This window comes from Goekera deserti (assembly GCF_010685995.1).
Lineage (GTDB): Bacteria > Actinomycetota > Actinomycetes > Mycobacteriales > Geodermatophilaceae > Goekera > Goekera deserti.
This window is the reverse complement of sequence record NZ_JAAGWK010000005.1, coordinates 121,965-137,521: the sequence shown is the minus strand read 5'-3', so window position 1 is coordinate 137,521 and position 15,557 is coordinate 121,965. Positions and strand designations below refer to the sequence as shown.

Genomic DNA, 15,557 nt, shown 5'->3' with positions numbered 1-15,557 from the left:
CCATGCCGCTCACCCCCGTGCTCACCGAGCGCTACGCCGTCGAGCGGTCCTGGACGCTGGCCGCCTACGAGGCCACCGAGGGCTACGTCGGCCTGCGCCGCGCGCTGCAGATGACCCCCGACGAGCTCGTCACCATGGTCAAGGACTCCGGCCTGCGCGGTCGCGGCGGCGCCGGCTTCCCCACCGGGATGAAGTGGAGCTTCATCCCGCAGCCCAAGCCGGGGGAGACCCCCACCGGGCCGGCGGCCAAGCCCAAGTACCTGGTGGTCAACGCCGACGAGGGCGAGCCGGGCACCTGCAAGGACATCCCGCTGATGATGGCCGACCCGCACTCGCTGGTGGAGGGCGTGGCCATCGCCGCCTACGCCATCCGCTCGCACTTCGCGGTCATCTACGTCCGCGGCGAGGCCGTGCACGCCCACCGCCGGCTGGTCGCCGCCGTCGAGGAGGCCTACGCCGCCGGCTACCTCGGCACCGACGTGCTCGGCTCGGGCTACGACCTGGAGGTGGTGGTGCACGCCGGGGCGGGGGCCTACATCTGCGGCGAGGAGACCGCGCTGCTGGACTCCCTGGAGGGCCACCGCGGCCAGCCGCGGCTCAAGCCGCCCTTCCCCGCCGTCGCCGGGCTGTACGGCTCGCCCACGGTGGTCAACAACGTGGAGACCCTGGCCAGCGTGCCGTTCGTCGTCCGGGGCGGGGCGGCGTGGTTCAAGGCGTTCGGCCCGGAGAAGTCGCCCGGCCCGAAGATCTACTCGCTGTCCGGCCGGGTCGTGCGCCCCGGCCAGTACGAGGCACCGATGGGCACCACGATGAACGAGCTGCTGGAGATGGCCGGCGGGGTGCGCCCGGGCCACCAGCTCAAGTTCTGGACGCCGGGCGGCAGCTCCACGCCGTACTTCACCGCCGAGCACCTCGACGTCCCGCTGGACTTCGACTCGGTGGCGGCGGCCGGCTCCATGCTGGGCACCACCGCGCTGATGGTCTTCGACGAGACCGACTCGATCGTCGAGGCCACCCTGCGGTTCACCCAGTTCTACGCCCACGAGAGCTGCGGCAAGTGCACCCCGTGCCGGGAGGGCACCTACTGGCTGGTCCAGATCCTGCAGCGGCTGGTGGACGGCCGTGGCACCGCCCGCGACCTGGACCTGCTGCTGGACACCTGCGACAACATCCTCGGCCGCTCCTTCTGCGCGCTCGGCGACGGTGCCACCAGCTGCATCGCCAGCTCGCTGAAGTACTTCAAGGACGACTACGTGGCCCTGCTGCCCGCCGACGAGCGGGACCGGCTCGGCCGCACGCTGAAGCTCGAGCCCGTGGGAGCCATGGCATGACCACCACCCAGCCCGCACCGCCCGGCACCGGCGCTGACGGCCCGCCGGAGCTGCCCCCGCCGGCCGAGGGCCACGTCCGCTGCACCGTCGACGGGTTCACCGTCGAGGTGCCGAAGGGCACGCTGATCATCCGGGCCGCCGAGCAGATCGGCGTCCAGGTGCCCCGGTTCTGCGACCACCCGCTGCTGGAACCGGTGGGCGCCTGCCGGCAGTGCCTGGTCGAGGTGGAGGGCCAGCGCAAGCCGGTGGCCTCCTGCACCGTCCCGGTCACCCCGGACATGGTGGTCAGGACGCAGCTCACCAGCGAGGTCGCCGACAAGGCGCAGCAGGGCACGATGGAGCTGCTGCTGGTCAACCACCCGCTGGACTGCCCGGTGTGCGACAAGGGCGGGGAGTGCCCGCTGCAGAACCAGGCGATGAGCAGCGGCCGCACCGAGAGCCGCTTCGTCGACGTCAAGCGCACCTACCCCAAGCCGATGCCGATCAGCTCGCAGGTGCTGCTGGACCGCGAGCGCTGCGTGCTCTGCGCCCGCTGCACCCGGTTCTCCCAGCAGATCGCCGGCGACCCGTTCGTCGACCTGTTCGAGCGTGGCGCGCTGCAGCAGGTGGCGATCTACACCGACGAGCCGTTCGAGAGCTACTTCTCGGGCAACACGGTGCAGATCTGCCCGGTCGGAGCGCTGACCAGCGCCGCCTACCGCTTCCGCTCCCGGCCCTTCGACCTGCGCAGCGAGCCCAGCGTCTGCGAGCACTGCGCCTCGGGCTGCGCCCAGCGCACCGACTACCGGCGCGGCACCGTGATGCGCCGGCTCGCCGGTGAGGACGCCGAGGTCAACGAGGAGTGGAACTGCGACAAGGGGCGCTTCGCGTTCCGCTACGCCGCCTCCAACGAGCGGCTCACCACGCCGCTGGTGCGCCGGGACGGCGTGCTGCAGCCGGCGTCCTGGCCCGAGGCCTGGGCCGCCGCCGCGCGGGGCCTCGCCGCGGCCGCCGACGCCGGGGGCGTCGGCGTGCTGCCCGGCGGCCGGCTGACCGTCGAGGACGCGTACGCCTACGCCAAGTTCGCCCGGGTGGTGCTGGGCACCAACGACGTCGACGCCCGCGCGCGGGCCCACTCCGACGAGGAGCAGGCCTTCCTGGCCGCGCACGTCGCGGGCTCCGCGCCCGGCGCCGGCGCGGTCACCTACGAGGAGCTGGACGCCGCCCCCGCCGTGGTGCTGGTCGGCTTCGAGCCCGAGGAGGAGTCGCCGATCGTCTTCCTCCGGCTGCGCAAGGCCACTCGCGCCCGCGGGCTGCCGGTGTTCGACATCGCCCCGTTCGTCACCCGCGCGGCCGGCAAGCTCAGCGCGACCGTGCTGGCCGCGGCCCCGGGCGAGGAGGCGCTGGTGCTGGCCGGCCTGGCCAACGGCACCGGCGACCCGGACGCCGTCGCCGCGGTGCGGATGCCCGGCGCGATCGTGCTGGCCGGCGAGCGGCTGGCCGAGGTGCCGGGGGCGTTCTCCGCGCTCACCGGGCTGGCCCACCAGACCGGCGTCCGGCTGGCCTGGGTGCCGCGGCGGGCCGGCGAGCGCGGGGCGGTCGAGGTCGGCGCGCTGCCCACCATGCTGCCCGGCGGCCGCTCGGTGCTCGACCCCGCCGCCCGCGCGGAGGTCGGCCGGCTGTGGGGCGCCGAGGTGCCGGCCACCCCGGGCCTGGACCTCACCGGCATCCTCACCGCCACCCGCGACGGCCGCCTCGCCGGGCTGCTCGTCGGCGGCGTCGACCCCGCCGACCTGCCCGACCCGCTGCTGGCCGAGCAGGCGCTGTCCGCGGCCGGCTTCGTGGTCAGCCTGGAGCTGCTGCCCAGCGCGGTCACCGCGCACGCCGACGTCGTCCTGCCGGTGGCCGCGGCCCCGGAGAAGGCCGGCAGCTACCTCGACTGGGAGGGCCGGGTACGCCCCTTTGACGCCACCCTGCACGGCACCGGCCAGCTGCCGGACGCCCGGGTGCTGCACGGCCTCGCCGACGCGATGGACGTCGACCTCGGCCTGCCCGGGGTCGACGCCGCCCGCAGCGAGCTCATCGCGCTCGGCGGCGCCGGCCGGATCGGCCACGTCCAGGGCCTCGACGTGCCGCCGCCCGCCCCGCGGACGCTGCAGGACGACGAGGTCGTGCTGGCGTCCTGGCGCCAGCTGCTCGACGACGGCACGCTGCAGCGCGAGGAGCCGGCCATGGCCGGCACCGCCCGCCCCGCGGTGGCCCGGCTCGGCCGGGAGCTGGCCGCGCGCACCGGCGTCGGCACCGGCGACCCGGTCACCGTCACCGGCCCGGCCGGGGCGATCACGCTGCCCGCCCTGGTGGTCGACATGGCCGACCGGGTCGTGTGGCTGCCGATGCGGTCACCGGGCAGTGCCGTGCGCACCGCCCTGGGGGCGGGTCCCGGCAGCGTCGTCCGGGTGTCCGCCGCCGTCCCGATCGACGCCCGCACCGGTGCCACCGCCGTGTCCGACCTGACCGGAGAGCCCGCATGAGCCTGCTCGCGAGTGCCGACCAGCCCACGCTGGAGGACTTCGGCACCGACGTCTGGTGGATCGTGCTCATCAAGATCGTCGGTGTCTTCGGGATCCTCGTCCTGCTGACGCTGTTCGCGATCATCTTCGAGCGCAAGGTCGTCGCCCGGATGCAGCAGCGGATCGGCCCCAACCGGGTGGGCCCGCGCGGCTCCCTGCAGAGCCTGGCCGACGGCCTGAAGCTGGCGCTGAAGGAGGACATCATGCCGGCGCTGGCCGACCGGCCGGTGTACTTCCTGGCCCCGGTGCTGGCCACCGTCCCGGCGTTCCTCGCGTTCTCGGTGATCCCGCTGGGGCCGACGGTCAGCATCTTCGGCGAGCGCACCCCGCTGCAGCTCACCGACGCCCCGATCGGGGTGCTCATCGTGCTGGCCTGCTCGGCCATGGGCATCTACGGGATCGTGCTCGGCGGCTGGGCCTCCGGCTCCACCTACCCGCTGCTGGGCAGCCTGCGCAGTGCCGCGCAGATGGTCAGCTACGAGATCGCCATGGGCCTGTCCATCGTGGCGGTGTTCCTCTACGCGGGCTCCATGTCCACCTCGGAGATCGTCGCCGCCCAGGCCGGTGGCAACCAGGTCTCCTTCTTCGGCTTCGAGACCCAGGGGCCGAGCTGGTTCGCCGTCCTGCTGCCGGTCTCCTTCGTCATCTACGTGATCGCGGTGGTCGGGGAGACCAACCGGGCGCCGTTCGACCTGCCCGAGGCCGAGAGCGAGCTGGTCGGCGGGTTCCACACCGAGTACTCGTCGCTGAAGTTCGCGCTGTTCTTCCTGGCCGAGTACATCAACATGGTCACCGTCTCGGCGCTGGCCGCGACGCTGTTCCTCGGCGGCTGGCGGGCGCCGTGGCCGATCTCGATCTGGGACGGCGCGAACACCGGCTGGTGGCCGCTGCTGTGGTGGACGGCCAAGGTCGTGCTCGCCCTGTTCGTGTTCGTCTGGCTGCGCGGCACGCTGCCCCGCATGCGCTACGACCAGTTCATGAGCTTCGGCTGGAAGGTGCTGGTGCCCACGGCGCTGGTCTGGATCCTCGTCGTCGCCACCATGCGCACCGTCGGCCGCGAGGCGGACCTGGACTCCGGTGAGGTCGCCTTCTACATCGGGGTGCCGATCGCCGCGGTGCTCATCGCCGGGCTGCTGATCGCCTCGCGCCGCCGCAACCGGGCCACCCGGGTCGCCGCGCTCAAGGCCGCGGCCGGGGCCACCCGGGCCACCGAGCCCGAGCCGGAGGTGCTGCCGGCCGCCGGCCCGCGCCGCCGCCCGGCCCAGGCCGGTGGGCCCAGCCGCTCCGCGGGCGGGTTCCCGGTGCCGCCGATGGACCTCGTGGTGCCGCCGTCGCCCCGGCTGCGCAGCAAGGAGCCGGTCGGTGCCGCCGCCGGTGTGGTGGCCAGCGGCCGGCGCGGCCGCCCCGGTGGCGCCACCGCCGCCGACAGCACCCCGACCACCCCCGACCGAGAGGACGACGATGCCTGACCAGACCCCCGCCCGCCGTGGCGACGGGCAGGTCGCCCGGCCGGCCGGCGCGGACCGGGCGCCGGTGAAGCCGCAGCGCCCCAGCCTGCTGCCGGCGCCGCTGCAGGGCTTCGGCATCACCTTCTCGACGATGTTCAAGAAGGTGACCACCGAGGAGTACCCCGAGGTCGCCAAGGTGACCAAGCCGCGCTACCACGGCCGGCACGTGCTGAACCGGCACCCCGACGGGCTGGAGAAGTGCGTGGGCTGCGAGCTGTGCGCCTGGGCCTGCCCGGCCGACGCGATCTACGTCGAGGGCGGGGACAACACCGACGAGCAGCGGTTCTCACCGGGTGAGCGCTACGGCCGCGTCTACCAGATCAACTACCTGCGCTGCATCTTCTGCGGGTTGTGCATCGAGGCCTGCCCGACCCGGTCGCTGACCATGAGCAACGACTTCGAGCTGGCCGACGACAACCGGCAGGACCTGATCTTCACCAAGGAGCAGCTGATGGCGCCGCTGCTGCCCGGCATGGAGCAGCCCCCGCACCCGATGCGGCTCGGGGACGACGCCGACTACTACGCCCCGCGGCCGGCCCGCCCGGCCGCGCCCGCCCTGGACGCACCGCCGGCGGCCGGCGCCACCCCCGTGGGCGGCCGGGCATGACCGTGCTCGCCGCCGCCGCCGGCGGGGCGCAGATCGGCACGGGGGAGACGGTGGCCTTCTGGCTGCTCGCCCCGGTCGCGCTCGCCGGCGCGCTGGGCATGGTGTTCAGCCGCAACGCCGTGCACTCGGCGCTGTTCCTGGTGAACAGCATGCTGGCGCTCGGGGTGTTCTACGTGATCCAGCAGGCGCCGTTCCTGGGTGCCGTGCAGATCATCGTCTACACCGGCGCGATCATGATCCTCTTCCTGTTCGTGCTGATGCTGGTCGGCCGGGACTCCGCGGACTCCGTGGTCGAGACGCTGCGCGGCCAGCGGCTGGCCGCGATCGTGCTCGGCGTGGGGTTCGCCGGCCTGGTCGGCGCGGGCATCGCCCGGGCCACCGAGGGTCTGGTGGTCACCGGCCTGGAGGGCGTGCAGGGCACCGACGGCAACGTGCCGGCCATCGCCCGCTCGCTGTTCACCGACTACCTGCTCGCCTTCGAGGTGACCAGTGCCCTGCTGATCACCGCGGCGGTGGGCGCGATGGTGCTGGCCCACATCGAGCGCGAGCCCGGCAGCCGGCAGACCCAGCGCGAGCTGTCCCGGGCCCGCTTCCTCACCGAGCGGCCGCAGACGCTGCCCGGACCGGGCGTCTACGCCCGGGCCAACTCCATCGCCGCCCCGGGCCGGCTGCCCGACGGTGGCATCGCCGAGAGCAGCTTCGCCACCGGCGTCGAGCCGCAGGACGTCGACGAGATGCCCCGCCCCGGGCTGTCGGAGACCGGTCCGCGGGGCCGGGCCATCGAGGACTCCGACGCCTCGCTGGGCAGCACGTCGGGCACTGGCCAGCAGCGGGGGGAGACGCCGCGATGACGCTGACCAACTACCTGGTGCTCGCCGCCGTCCTGTTCACGATCGGTGCCATCGGCGTGCTGGTGCGCCGCAACGCGATCGTCGTCTTCATGTGCATCGAGCTGATGCTCAACTCGGTCAACCTGACGCTGGTCACCTTCGCCCGGGCCACCGGGACGATCGACGGCCAGATCATCGCCTTCTTCGTGATGGTGGTCGCCGCGGCCGAGGTGGTCGTCGGCCTGGCGATCATCATGTCGATCTACCGCACCCGCCGGTCGGCCTCCGTCGACGACGCCAACCTGCTCAAGTACTGACCCGCGCCACCCCCCCCACACCACCACCCGCTGACGACGGCGAGACGGAGCTGCCCCGTGCTGGGATACGACCATGCCTGAGACGCTGCCCGCGACCGGGCTGCTCTCCGCGTCCTGGCTGCTGATCGCGCTGCCGCTGCTGGGCGCCGCCGTGCTCCTGCTCGGCGGCCGCCGCACCGACCGCTGGGGCCACCTGCTGGCCACCGGGCTGGTCGCCGCGTCCTTCGTCCTCGGCGTGCTGTCGGTGGTGCAGCTCGCCGGGCTGGCCGAGGAGTCGGTGACGGTGGACCTGTTCACCTTCATCGACAGCGGCTCCCTCGACGTCCGGGCCGGGCTGCTCGTCGACCCGCTGTCGGCGGTGTTCCTGCTGCTCATCACCGGCGTCGGCACGCTGATCCACGTCTACTCGATCGGCTACATGGCGCACGACCCCGGCCGCCGCCGGTTCTTCGCCTACCTGAACCTGTTCGTCGCCGCGATGCTGGTGCTGGTCCTGGGCAACTCCTACGTCGCGCTCTACGTCGGCTGGGAGGGCGTCGGCCTGGCGTCCTACCTGCTCATCGCGTTCTGGTACACCCGCCCGTCGGCCGCCACCGCGGCCAAGAAGGCGTTCATCATGAACCGGGTCGGCGACGTCGGGCTGGCGATCGCGATCTTCGTGATGTTCGCCCAGCTGGGCACCACGTCCTACGAGGACGTGTTCGGCTCGGTCGGCCTGCTGGCCGGCGGCACCGTCACCGCCATCGGCCTGCTCCTGCTGCTGGGCGCCTGCGGCAAGAGCGGCCAGTTCCCGCTGCAGGCCTGGCTGCCCGACGCCATGGAGGGCCCGACCCCGGTTTCGGCGCTGATCCACGCGGCCACCATGGTCACCGCCGGGGTGTACCTGATCGCCCGGTCCGCCCCGGTCTACGACGCCACCGAGACCGCGCGGACCGTCGTCCTGGTGATCGGGGCGGTGACGATCCTGATCGGTGCGGTGATCGGCTGCGCCCACGACGACATCAAGAAGGTGCTGGCCTACTCCACGGTCAGCCAGATCGGCTACATGTTCCTCGCCGTCGGCCTCGGCCCGGTGGGCTACGCGGCCGGCATCGCGCACCTGGTCACCCACGGCTTCTTCAAGGCGGGGCTGTTCCTGGGCGCGGGCTCGGTGATGCACGGGATGGGCGACCAGGTCGACATGCGCCGCTTCGGCGGCCTGGCCACGAAGATGAAGACCACCTTCGTCACCTTCGGCCTGGGCTACCTGGCGCTGATCGGGTTCCCGTTCCTGTCCGGCTACTGGACCAAGGACGCGATCATCGAGGCCGCCTTCGACAAGGGCGGCACCTCGGGCTGGCTGCTCGGCGGGGTCGCCGTGCTGGGCGCCGGGCTGACCGCGTTCTACATGACCCGGCTGATGTTCATGACCTTCTTCGGCACCCCCCGCTGGGAGGACGGCGTGCACCCGCACGAGTCCCCGCCGGTGATGACCGTGCCGATGATCGTGCTGGCCGTCGGGTCGGTCGCCGGCGGCTTCCTGCTCACCCAGACCTTCCCGCTGGTCGAGTGGCTGGAGCCGGTGTTCGGCCCGGAGGCCGAGCGCGAGCACGTGATCGCGCCGCTGCTGGTCAGCGTGCTGGTCACCGCGGTCGTGGCCGTCGGCGTGATCGCCGCGTGGCTGCTGGTCGGCCGCCGCGAGGTGCCGGTCACCGCACCCGCCCGGGTGTCGCCGGTGGTCACCGCCGCCCGGCGCAACCTGTACGCCGACGCCCTCAACGAGTCGGTCTTCATGCGTCCCGGCATGTGGCTCACCCGCGCGCTGGTGTGGGTGGACAACCGGGGCGTCGACGGCGCGGTCAACGGCCTCGCCGCCGGGCTGGGCGGCTCGTCGTCCCGGCTGGGGCGGGCGCAGACCGGCTTCGTGCGCAGCTATGCCCTCGGCATGCTCGGTGGCGCCGTCATCGTGACCGCGGCCCTGCTGGCGGTGGCCTCGTGAGCGCCCTGCCCACCCCGACGACCGCACCCCGGACGACGATGCCCGCGGAGGCGACCCGATGACCGACTTCCCGTGGCTGATCGTCATGATCGCCCTGCCGCTGGTCGGTGGTGCGGTCGTGGCCGCACTGCCCGCCGGCCGCGACCCGCTGGCCCGGGGGCTGACCCTCGGGGTGAGCCTGGCCGTGCTGGTGCTCGCCGCCGGCGCGACGATCGCCTTCGACACCGGCGGCGACCGGTTCCAGCTGACCACCAGCACGCCGTGGATCGAGAGCTTCGGCGTCGACTTCGCCCTCGGTGTGGACGGCATCGCGCTGGTGATGCTGCTGCTCATCGGGGTGCTGGTGCCCGTCGTGGTGGTCGCGTCCTGGGACGACACCTCCGCCGGCCGCCGCTCGATGCGCGGCTACTTCGCCTGGCTGCTGGTGCTCGAGGCGATGATGGTCGGCGTCTTCGCCGCCACCGACGTGTTCCTGTTCTACGTGTTCTTCGAGGCGATGCTCGTCCCGATGTACTTCATCATCGGGAGCTTCGGCGGCCCGCGCCGGCAGTACGCGGCGGTGAAGTTCTTCCTCTACAGCCTGCTCGGCGGGCTGGTCATGCTCGCCTCGGTCATCGGCCTGTACGTGGTGAGCAACTCCCAGCTCGGCGAGGGCACCTTCGCCTTCGACGCGCTGCGCCAGCTGGAGATCGACACCGACGTGCAGAAGCTGCTGTTCCTCGGCTTCTTCCTGGCCTTCGCCATCAAGGCGCCGCTGTTCCCGTTCCACACCTGGCTGCCGGACTCCGGTGCCGAGGCCCCGATCGGCGGCGGCGTGCTGCTCGTCGGGGTGCTGGACAAGGTCGGCACCTTCGGCTTCCTGCGCTACTGCCTGCCGCTGTTCCCCGACGCCGCCCGCGACTTCGCGCCGTGGATCCTGACCCTGGCGGTCATCGGCATCATCTACGCGGCCCTGCTGGCGATGGGCCAGAGCGACCTGAAACGGCTGGTCACGTACACGTCGATCGCCCACTTCGGGTTCATCGCGCTCGGCATCTTCGCCTTCAGCACCGAGGGCGGCACCGGCGCGGTGCTGTACATGGTCAACCACGGGATCAGCACCGGCCTGCTGTTCCTGGCCATCGGGATGCTCATCGCCCGCGGCGGCACGCGGGAGATCTCGGCGTACGGCGGGGTGGCCAAGCGGGCGCCGGTGCTGGCCGGGGTGCTCCTGATCGCCGGCCTGTCGTCGCTGGCGCTGCCGGGCACCAACAGCTTCGTCAGCGAGTTCCTGGTGCTCATCGGGTCCTTCCCGACCCGGCCGGCGTTCACGGTCGTCGCGACCGTCGGCATCGTGCTGGCCGCGCTGTACGTGCTGCTGCTGGTGCAGCGCACCATGCACGGGCCCGAGCGGGGCCTGGTCGCCGAGGAGCCGGGGCGCTTCCACGACCTGGACCGCCGCGAGCTCGTCGTCGCGGCGCCGCTGATCGCGCTGGTCATCGGCCTCGGGGTCTACCCGCAGCCGCTGCTGGACCTGATCGACCCCGCGGTCAGCGCGACCATGAGCGACATCGGGTCCGATCCCGCCGGCACCACGCCGGCCATCACCGAGGCAGGAGCGGGGGACTGATGGGCGCCAGCCCGGTACTCGACACGGCACGGTTCGACACGGTCGCGGTGGACGCGATCAACGCCCCGGACTTCTCCCTCGCGGGCATCACGCCGCTGCTGTGCGTCTTCGGCGCGGCCGCCGTCGGCGTGCTGGTGGAGGCCTTCGCGCCGCGGAACGTGCGGCACCCGGTGCAGGTCGCCGTGGCGCTGGCCGGCACGCTCGGCGCGCTGGTGGCCTGCGTGCTGCTCGCCGGGACCCGGGAGGTCACCGCCGCGCAGGCGCTCGCCGTCGACGGGGCGGGGCTGTTCCTGCAGGCGACCATCGCCGGGCTCGGGGCGCTGTCGATCCTGCTGTTCGCCGAGCGGTCGCTGGACCCCGCCCGCTCCTCCTTCGTGGCGTCCGCGGCCGTGCCGGCCGGCAGCGCCCGGGACCGCGAGCTGATGACCGCGCAGCGGGTGCAGACCGAGGTCTACCCGCTGGCGACGTTCGCCATCGCCGGGATGATGCTGTTCACCGCGGCGAACGACCTGCTGATCATGTTCGTCGCCCTCGAGGTGCTCAGCCTGCCGCTGTACCTGCTGGCCGGGATGGCCCGCCGCCGCCGGCTGCTGTCCCAGGAGGCGGCGCTCAAGTACTTCCTGCTGGGCGCCTTCGCCTCCGCGTTCTTCCTCTACGGCCTGGCGCTGGTCTACGGGTCCACCGGCAGCGTGCAGCTGGCCGACATCCGGGCCGCCGGGCTGGAGGACAGCACCTCGACCCTGCCGGTCATCGGCCTGGGCCTGCTGATCGTCGGCCTGATGTTCAAGGCCAGCGTCGCCCCCTTCCACACCTGGACGCCGGACGTCTACCAGGGCAGCCCCACCCCGGTCACCGCCTTCATGGCCGCGTGCACCAAGGTCGCCGCCTTCGGGGCCATCCTGCGGCTGCTCTACGTGGCCTTCGGCGACAGCGAGTGGACGTGGCGGCCGCTGGTCTACGGCATCGCGATCGTGTCGATGCTGGTGGGCGCGGTGCTCGGGCTCACCCAGACCGACGTCAAGCGGATGCTGGCCTACTCCTCGATCGCGCACGCCGGCTTCCTGCTCACCGGTGTGCTGGGCCTCGGGCCGGGTGGCACGGGCTCCGGGCTGCAGGCCACGATGTTCTACCTGCTCGCCTACGGCATCAGCACCGTCGGGGTCTTCGCCGTGGTCACCCTGGTGCGCGACGGGGACGGCGAGGCGACGCACCTGTCGCAGTGGGCCGGGCTGGCCCGCCGCTCGCCGCTGACCGCCGCCATCATGACCCTCTTCCTGCTCGCCCTGGCCGGCATCCCGCTCACCAGCGGCTTCATCGGCAAGTTCACCGTGTTCCGCGCGGCGATCGAGCAGGGCGCGTGGCCGCTGGTCGTGGTCGCCCTGGTGGCCAGCGCCATCGCGGCGTTCTACTACCTGAAGCTGGTCGTGCTGATGTACTTCTCCGACCCGGCCGAGGACGGCCCCACGGTCGGCGTGCCCGGCCTGCCGACGACGATCGTGCTGGCCGTGACCGTGTCGGCGACGCTGGTCCTCGGGGTCGTGCCCGGGGCGGTGCTGGAGCTCGCCGAACGTGCGGCTATCTTCGGCGCTTGATGACCGGGAACGCCGCCGCGGCAGCGCACGACGCGACCGAGGGCACGACGCAGCTGTGGCACCGGACGGCCCCACCGGCCTCCACGATCGGCCCGTGGCTGCCCGACGGTGAGCTCGGCGACGCGCTGTCCGACGCCCTCGGCGTGGTCGAGTCGGCGCTGGAGTCGGCGGTCACCAGCGAGCACGCCTTCGTCACCGAGGCCGCCGGGCACCTGATGCTCGCCGGGGGCAAGCGCTTCCGCCCGCTGCTCACCCTGCTGGCCGCGCAGCTCGGTGACCCGCACGCCCCCGGCGTGGTGCCGGCCGCGGTCGTGGTGGAGCTGACCCACCTGGCCACGCTCTACCACGACGACGTCATGGACGAGGCCGACCTGCGGCGCGGGGCGCCCAGCGCGAACAGCCGCTGGGGCAACAGCATCGCCATCCTGGCCGGGGACTTCCTGTTCGCCCGCGCCTCGGACCTGCTGGCCGACCTCGGCCCCGAGGCGGTGCGCATCCAGGCGCGCACCTTCGAGCGGCTGGTCACCGGCCAGATCCGGGAGACCGTCGGCGCCACCCCGGGTGAGGACCCGGTGGCGCACTACCTGGCCGTGCTGGGTGACAAGACCGGCTCGCTGGTGGCCACCTCGGCCCGCTTCGGCGCCTCGTTCGCCGGCGCGCCGGCCGCACTGGTCGAGGAGCTCACCGCGTTCGGCGAGGACGTCGGCATCGCCTTCCAGCTGTCCGACGACCTGCTGGACATCGTCAGCCAGGGCGGCACGTCGGGCAAGGCGCCGGGCACCGACCTGCGCGAGGGCATCGCCACGCTGCCCGCGCTGCTGGCCCTGGCCGGCACCGACCCGGCCGAGGCCCGGCTGCGCGAGCTGGTGGCCCGCCCCGTCACCGACGACGCCGAGCACGCCGAGGCGCTCGCCCTGCTGCGCGGTTCCGCATCGCTGGCCCGGGCCACCCGGATGCTCGAGGAGTACGCCGGCCGAGCCCGTGCCCGGCTCACCGCCCTGCCCGACGGCGAGGTGCGCGACGCGCTCTCGGCCCTCTGCGACTACGTGGTGACCCGCAGCTCCTGAGGCCCGCGGCGCCGGACGCGTCCGTGGCCGGCCCCGGCACGGGTCGGGACCGGGGATGCTGGGGTGCATGCACCTGCCCCGACGCCTCACCGCGCCCCTGGCCGCCCTCACCGTCGGCGTCCTGCTCGCCGGCTGCAGCAGCGACCAGCCGGGGTCGCCCAGTGCGGCCACCGGCGGCCCACCCCCGGCCGCCCCGGATCCGGCGCCGGCCGGGGCACCCGCGTTGCAGGTCGAGGTGGTCGCCGACGGGCTGGACCACCCGTGGGACGTCGCCCAGGCCCCCGACGGCACCCTGCTGGTCGACGAGCGGGACGGCCGGCTCAGTGCCGTGCTGCCCGACGGCACCGTGCAGCAGGTGCAGGCCGACATGGACGACCTGTTCGCCGACGGGGAGACCGGCTTGATGGGGCTGGTGCTGGACCCCGACTTCGCCGGCACCCGCACCTTCTACACCTGCCAGGGCATCACCGACGACGACGGCACCCGGATCGCGGTGCTGTCCTGGACGGTGTCCGCCGGCTGGACGACGGCCACCCGCGGTGCCCGCCCCGTGCTCGACGACATCCCGGTCAACGAGGCCTCCGGCCGGCACGGCGGCTGCCGGCTGCGCATCGACCCCACCGGCCAGCTGCTGGTCGGCACCGGGGACAACGCGCTGGGCACCAACCCGCAGGACCTGACCTCGCTGGCCGGCAAGGTGCTGCGGCTGGACCCGCGCACGGGTCAGCCGTCGGACGGCAACCCGTTCCTCGGCCGGTCCGACGTGTCCCCGTACCTCTGGACCACCGGGCACCGCAACGTGCAGGGCCTGGCCGTGCAGCCCGGCACCGGCACGGTGTTCGCCGCCGAGCAGGGCACCGACCGCGACGACGAGGTGACCCAGCTGCGCCCGGGCGGCAACGGCGGCTACGACCCGGTGGGTCAGGGCGTCTACGACGAGAGCGTGCCGATGACCGACCCGGAGACCGCCGACGTGCTGCCGGCCGCCTGGGCCTCCGGCGAGCCGACGATCGCGGTCAGCGGTGCCACCTTCCTCGACGGCCCGCAGTGGGGGAGCTACGACGGGCTGCTGCTGCTCGGCGTGCAGAAGGACACCGGTGTGCTCGCCCTGCGGCTGGACGGCTCCGGCGGGCTGGTGGAGCAGTTCCGGCTGCCCGAGCTGGAGGACAGCCGCGGCCGGATCCGCACCGTGCAGACCGGCGTGGACGGCGCCCTGTACGTGACCACCGACAACGGCGGCGGCGCCGACGAGGTCCTGCGGGTCACCCCGGCCGGCTGAGCCCGCGCTCGCGCACCCGGGCGGGCACGGGGACGCCGTCCGGCAGCAGCGGGCAGGGCTCCGGGGCGCCCAGCACCGTGCTGACCGGCAGGACGCCGGCCCAGTCGCCGGCGTTCGCGGCCACGTCCCGTTCGTCGTCCCCGGGTGGGCCGGTGCGGACCTTGAGGCTGGCCTCGGCCAGGTCGAGGGCCAGCACCACCGTGGCCGCCAGCTCCCGCCGGTCCGGCTGCCGGGTGGCCGCCCAGGAGCCGGGCGCGAGGTGGTCGGTGAGCACCTGCAGGCCGAGCAGCCGTTCCGCCGGGTCGGTGACCACCCTCGCCGCCCCGTGCACCACGGCGCAGCGGTAGTTCATCGAGTGGTGGAACGCCGAGCGGGCGTAGACCACGCCGTCGACGTGCGTGACGGTGAAGCAGACCGGGGTGCCCGCGGCCGCCGCCCGCAGCGTCGCCGCACCGGTCGAGCCGTGCAGGTACAGCGTGTCGCCGTCCCGGCCGTAGCCGGTGGGCAGCACGTACGGGCTGCCGTCGACGCTCACGCCCAGGTGACCGACCAGCCCCGCGTCGAGCACGGCGTACAGCTCGGCGCGGTCGGTCCGCGCCCGCCGGGCACCGCGCCGGATCGTGCTGCGCGGTGTCGCCGAGAGCGCCGCCGCCGCGGGCTGCCCCGTCGGGGGACGGGGCGGGGTGGTGGGCACGGATGAGCTGGTCACTGGACCATCCTGCGTGCCACCGTGGCCTGGTCCAACGGCCAATACACGGTCATCTCACCAGGCCACAATCTACGTCGCGACCCCTCGCTCCGCCACGATGGCCAACAAGGCGCCGCCAAGATGGCCATTAGGGCGCCGCCCAGATGGCCATCTTGGCGGGGCGGGGCGGGGCGGGGCGGGG

At 73.5% G+C, this 15,557-nt stretch carries 12 protein-coding genes; 11 read left to right on the top strand and 1 reads right to left on the bottom strand.

The genetic code is table 11. The features are described 5' to 3' along the window. Positions 1 to 2: 2 nt before the first annotated feature. The 11 genes from nuoF to G1H19_RS02105 all read left to right on the top strand — a co-directional run bounded on the left by nuoF (position 3) and on the right by G1H19_RS02105 (position 14,667). Positions 3 to 1,331, top strand: coding sequence for an NADH-quinone oxidoreductase subunit NuoF (gene nuoF, locus G1H19_RS02155; protein WP_152732159.1), 1,329 nt, complete (start codon positions 3 to 5; stop codon positions 1,329 to 1,331). Then, positions 1,328 to 3,841 (top strand): NADH-quinone oxidoreductase subunit G, encoded by a 2,514-nt coding sequence (locus G1H19_RS02150; protein WP_152732158.1) that lies wholly within the window; start codon positions 1,328 to 1,330, stop codon positions 3,839 to 3,841. The genes nuoF and G1H19_RS02150 overlap by 4 nt, the downstream gene beginning before the upstream one ends. Then, positions 3,838 to 5,349: an NADH-quinone oxidoreductase subunit NuoH gene (gene nuoH, locus G1H19_RS02145; RefSeq protein ID WP_152732157.1), complete on the top strand. Its 1,512-nt coding sequence runs from the start codon at positions 3,838 to 3,840 to the stop codon at positions 5,347 to 5,349. The genes G1H19_RS02150 and nuoH overlap by 4 nt, the downstream gene beginning before the upstream one ends. After that, the gene (gene nuoI / locus G1H19_RS02140) at positions 5,342 to 5,995 is read left to right on the top strand and encodes an NADH-quinone oxidoreductase subunit NuoI (RefSeq protein ID WP_152732156.1); all 654 of its coding nucleotides are present in this window, start codon (positions 5,342 to 5,344) and stop codon (positions 5,993 to 5,995) included. Before nuoH ends, nuoI begins: the two co-directional genes overlap by 8 nt. Beyond that, entirely contained in the window at positions 5,992 to 6,846 is an 855-nt protein-coding gene (locus G1H19_RS02135; RefSeq protein ID WP_152732155.1) for an NADH-quinone oxidoreductase subunit J, read from the top strand. The genes nuoI and G1H19_RS02135 overlap by 4 nt, the downstream gene beginning before the upstream one ends. After that, positions 6,843 to 7,142, top strand: coding sequence for an NADH-quinone oxidoreductase subunit NuoK (gene nuoK / locus G1H19_RS02130; RefSeq protein WP_152732154.1), 300 nt, complete (start codon positions 6,843 to 6,845; stop codon positions 7,140 to 7,142). Before G1H19_RS02135 ends, nuoK begins: the two co-directional genes overlap by 4 nt. 73 nt (positions 7,143 to 7,215) lie before the next feature. Further along, positions 7,216 to 9,120, top strand: coding sequence for an NADH-quinone oxidoreductase subunit L (gene nuoL, locus G1H19_RS02125; protein WP_174277985.1), 1,905 nt, complete (start codon positions 7,216 to 7,218; stop codon positions 9,118 to 9,120). Positions 9,121 to 9,178: 58 nt separating this feature from the next. Further along, positions 9,179 to 10,729 (top strand): NADH-quinone oxidoreductase subunit M, encoded by a 1,551-nt coding sequence (locus G1H19_RS02120; protein WP_152732153.1) that lies wholly within the window; start codon positions 9,179 to 9,181, stop codon positions 10,727 to 10,729. Then, positions 10,729 to 12,321 (top strand): NADH-quinone oxidoreductase subunit NuoN, encoded by a 1,593-nt coding sequence (nuoN, locus tag G1H19_RS02115; protein WP_152732152.1) that lies wholly within the window; start codon positions 10,729 to 10,731, stop codon positions 12,319 to 12,321. Before G1H19_RS02120 ends, nuoN begins: the two co-directional genes overlap by 1 nt. Next, entirely contained in the window at positions 12,321 to 13,388 is a 1,068-nt protein-coding gene (locus G1H19_RS02110) for a polyprenyl synthetase family protein (protein ID WP_152732151.1), read from the top strand. Before nuoN ends, G1H19_RS02110 begins: the two co-directional genes overlap by 1 nt. A 67-nt stretch (positions 13,389 to 13,455) precedes the next feature. After that, on the top strand, positions 13,456 to 14,667 hold the full coding sequence (locus tag G1H19_RS02105; protein WP_152732150.1) for a PQQ-dependent sugar dehydrogenase: 1,212 nt from the start codon (positions 13,456 to 13,458) through the stop codon (positions 14,665 to 14,667). On the opposite strand, the gene G1H19_RS02100 is transcribed toward G1H19_RS02105, so the two are convergent. Continuing rightward, positions 14,651 to 15,376 (bottom strand): pyridoxamine 5'-phosphate oxidase family protein, encoded by a 726-nt coding sequence (locus G1H19_RS02100; protein WP_235928476.1) that lies wholly within the window; start codon positions 15,374 to 15,376, stop codon positions 14,651 to 14,653. The two genes, G1H19_RS02105 and G1H19_RS02100, sit on opposite strands and share 17 nt — an antisense overlap. Between the last annotated feature and the right edge of the window lie 181 nt (positions 15,377 to 15,557).

Excerpts from the sequence above, each read along its gene's own strand:
- nuoF (WP_152732159.1), top strand. The coding sequence starts at position 3 with ATGCCGCTCACCCCCGTGCTCACCGAGCGCTACGCCGTCGAGCGGTCC.
- G1H19_RS02150 (WP_152732158.1), top strand. The coding sequence starts at position 1,328 with ATGACCACCACCCAGCCCGCACCGCCCGGCACCGGCGCTGACGGCCCG.
- nuoH (WP_152732157.1), top strand. The coding sequence starts at position 3,838 with ATGAGCCTGCTCGCGAGTGCCGACCAGCCCACGCTGGAGGACTTCGGC.
- nuoI (WP_152732156.1), top strand. The coding sequence starts at position 5,342 with ATGCCTGACCAGACCCCCGCCCGCCGTGGCGACGGGCAGGTCGCCCGG.
- G1H19_RS02135 (WP_152732155.1), top strand. The coding sequence starts at position 5,992 with ATGACCGTGCTCGCCGCCGCCGCCGGCGGGGCGCAGATCGGCACGGGG.
- nuoK (WP_152732154.1), top strand. The coding sequence starts at position 6,843 with ATGACGCTGACCAACTACCTGGTGCTCGCCGCCGTCCTGTTCACGATC.
- nuoL (WP_174277985.1), top strand. The coding sequence starts at position 7,216 with ATGCCTGAGACGCTGCCCGCGACCGGGCTGCTCTCCGCGTCCTGGCTG.
- G1H19_RS02120 (WP_152732153.1), top strand. The coding sequence starts at position 9,179 with ATGACCGACTTCCCGTGGCTGATCGTCATGATCGCCCTGCCGCTGGTC.
- nuoN (WP_152732152.1), top strand. The coding sequence starts at position 10,729 with ATGGGCGCCAGCCCGGTACTCGACACGGCACGGTTCGACACGGTCGCG.
- G1H19_RS02110 (WP_152732151.1), top strand. The coding sequence starts at position 12,321 with ATGACCGGGAACGCCGCCGCGGCAGCGCACGACGCGACCGAGGGCACG.
- G1H19_RS02105 (WP_152732150.1), top strand. The coding sequence starts at position 13,456 with ATGCACCTGCCCCGACGCCTCACCGCGCCCCTGGCCGCCCTCACCGTC.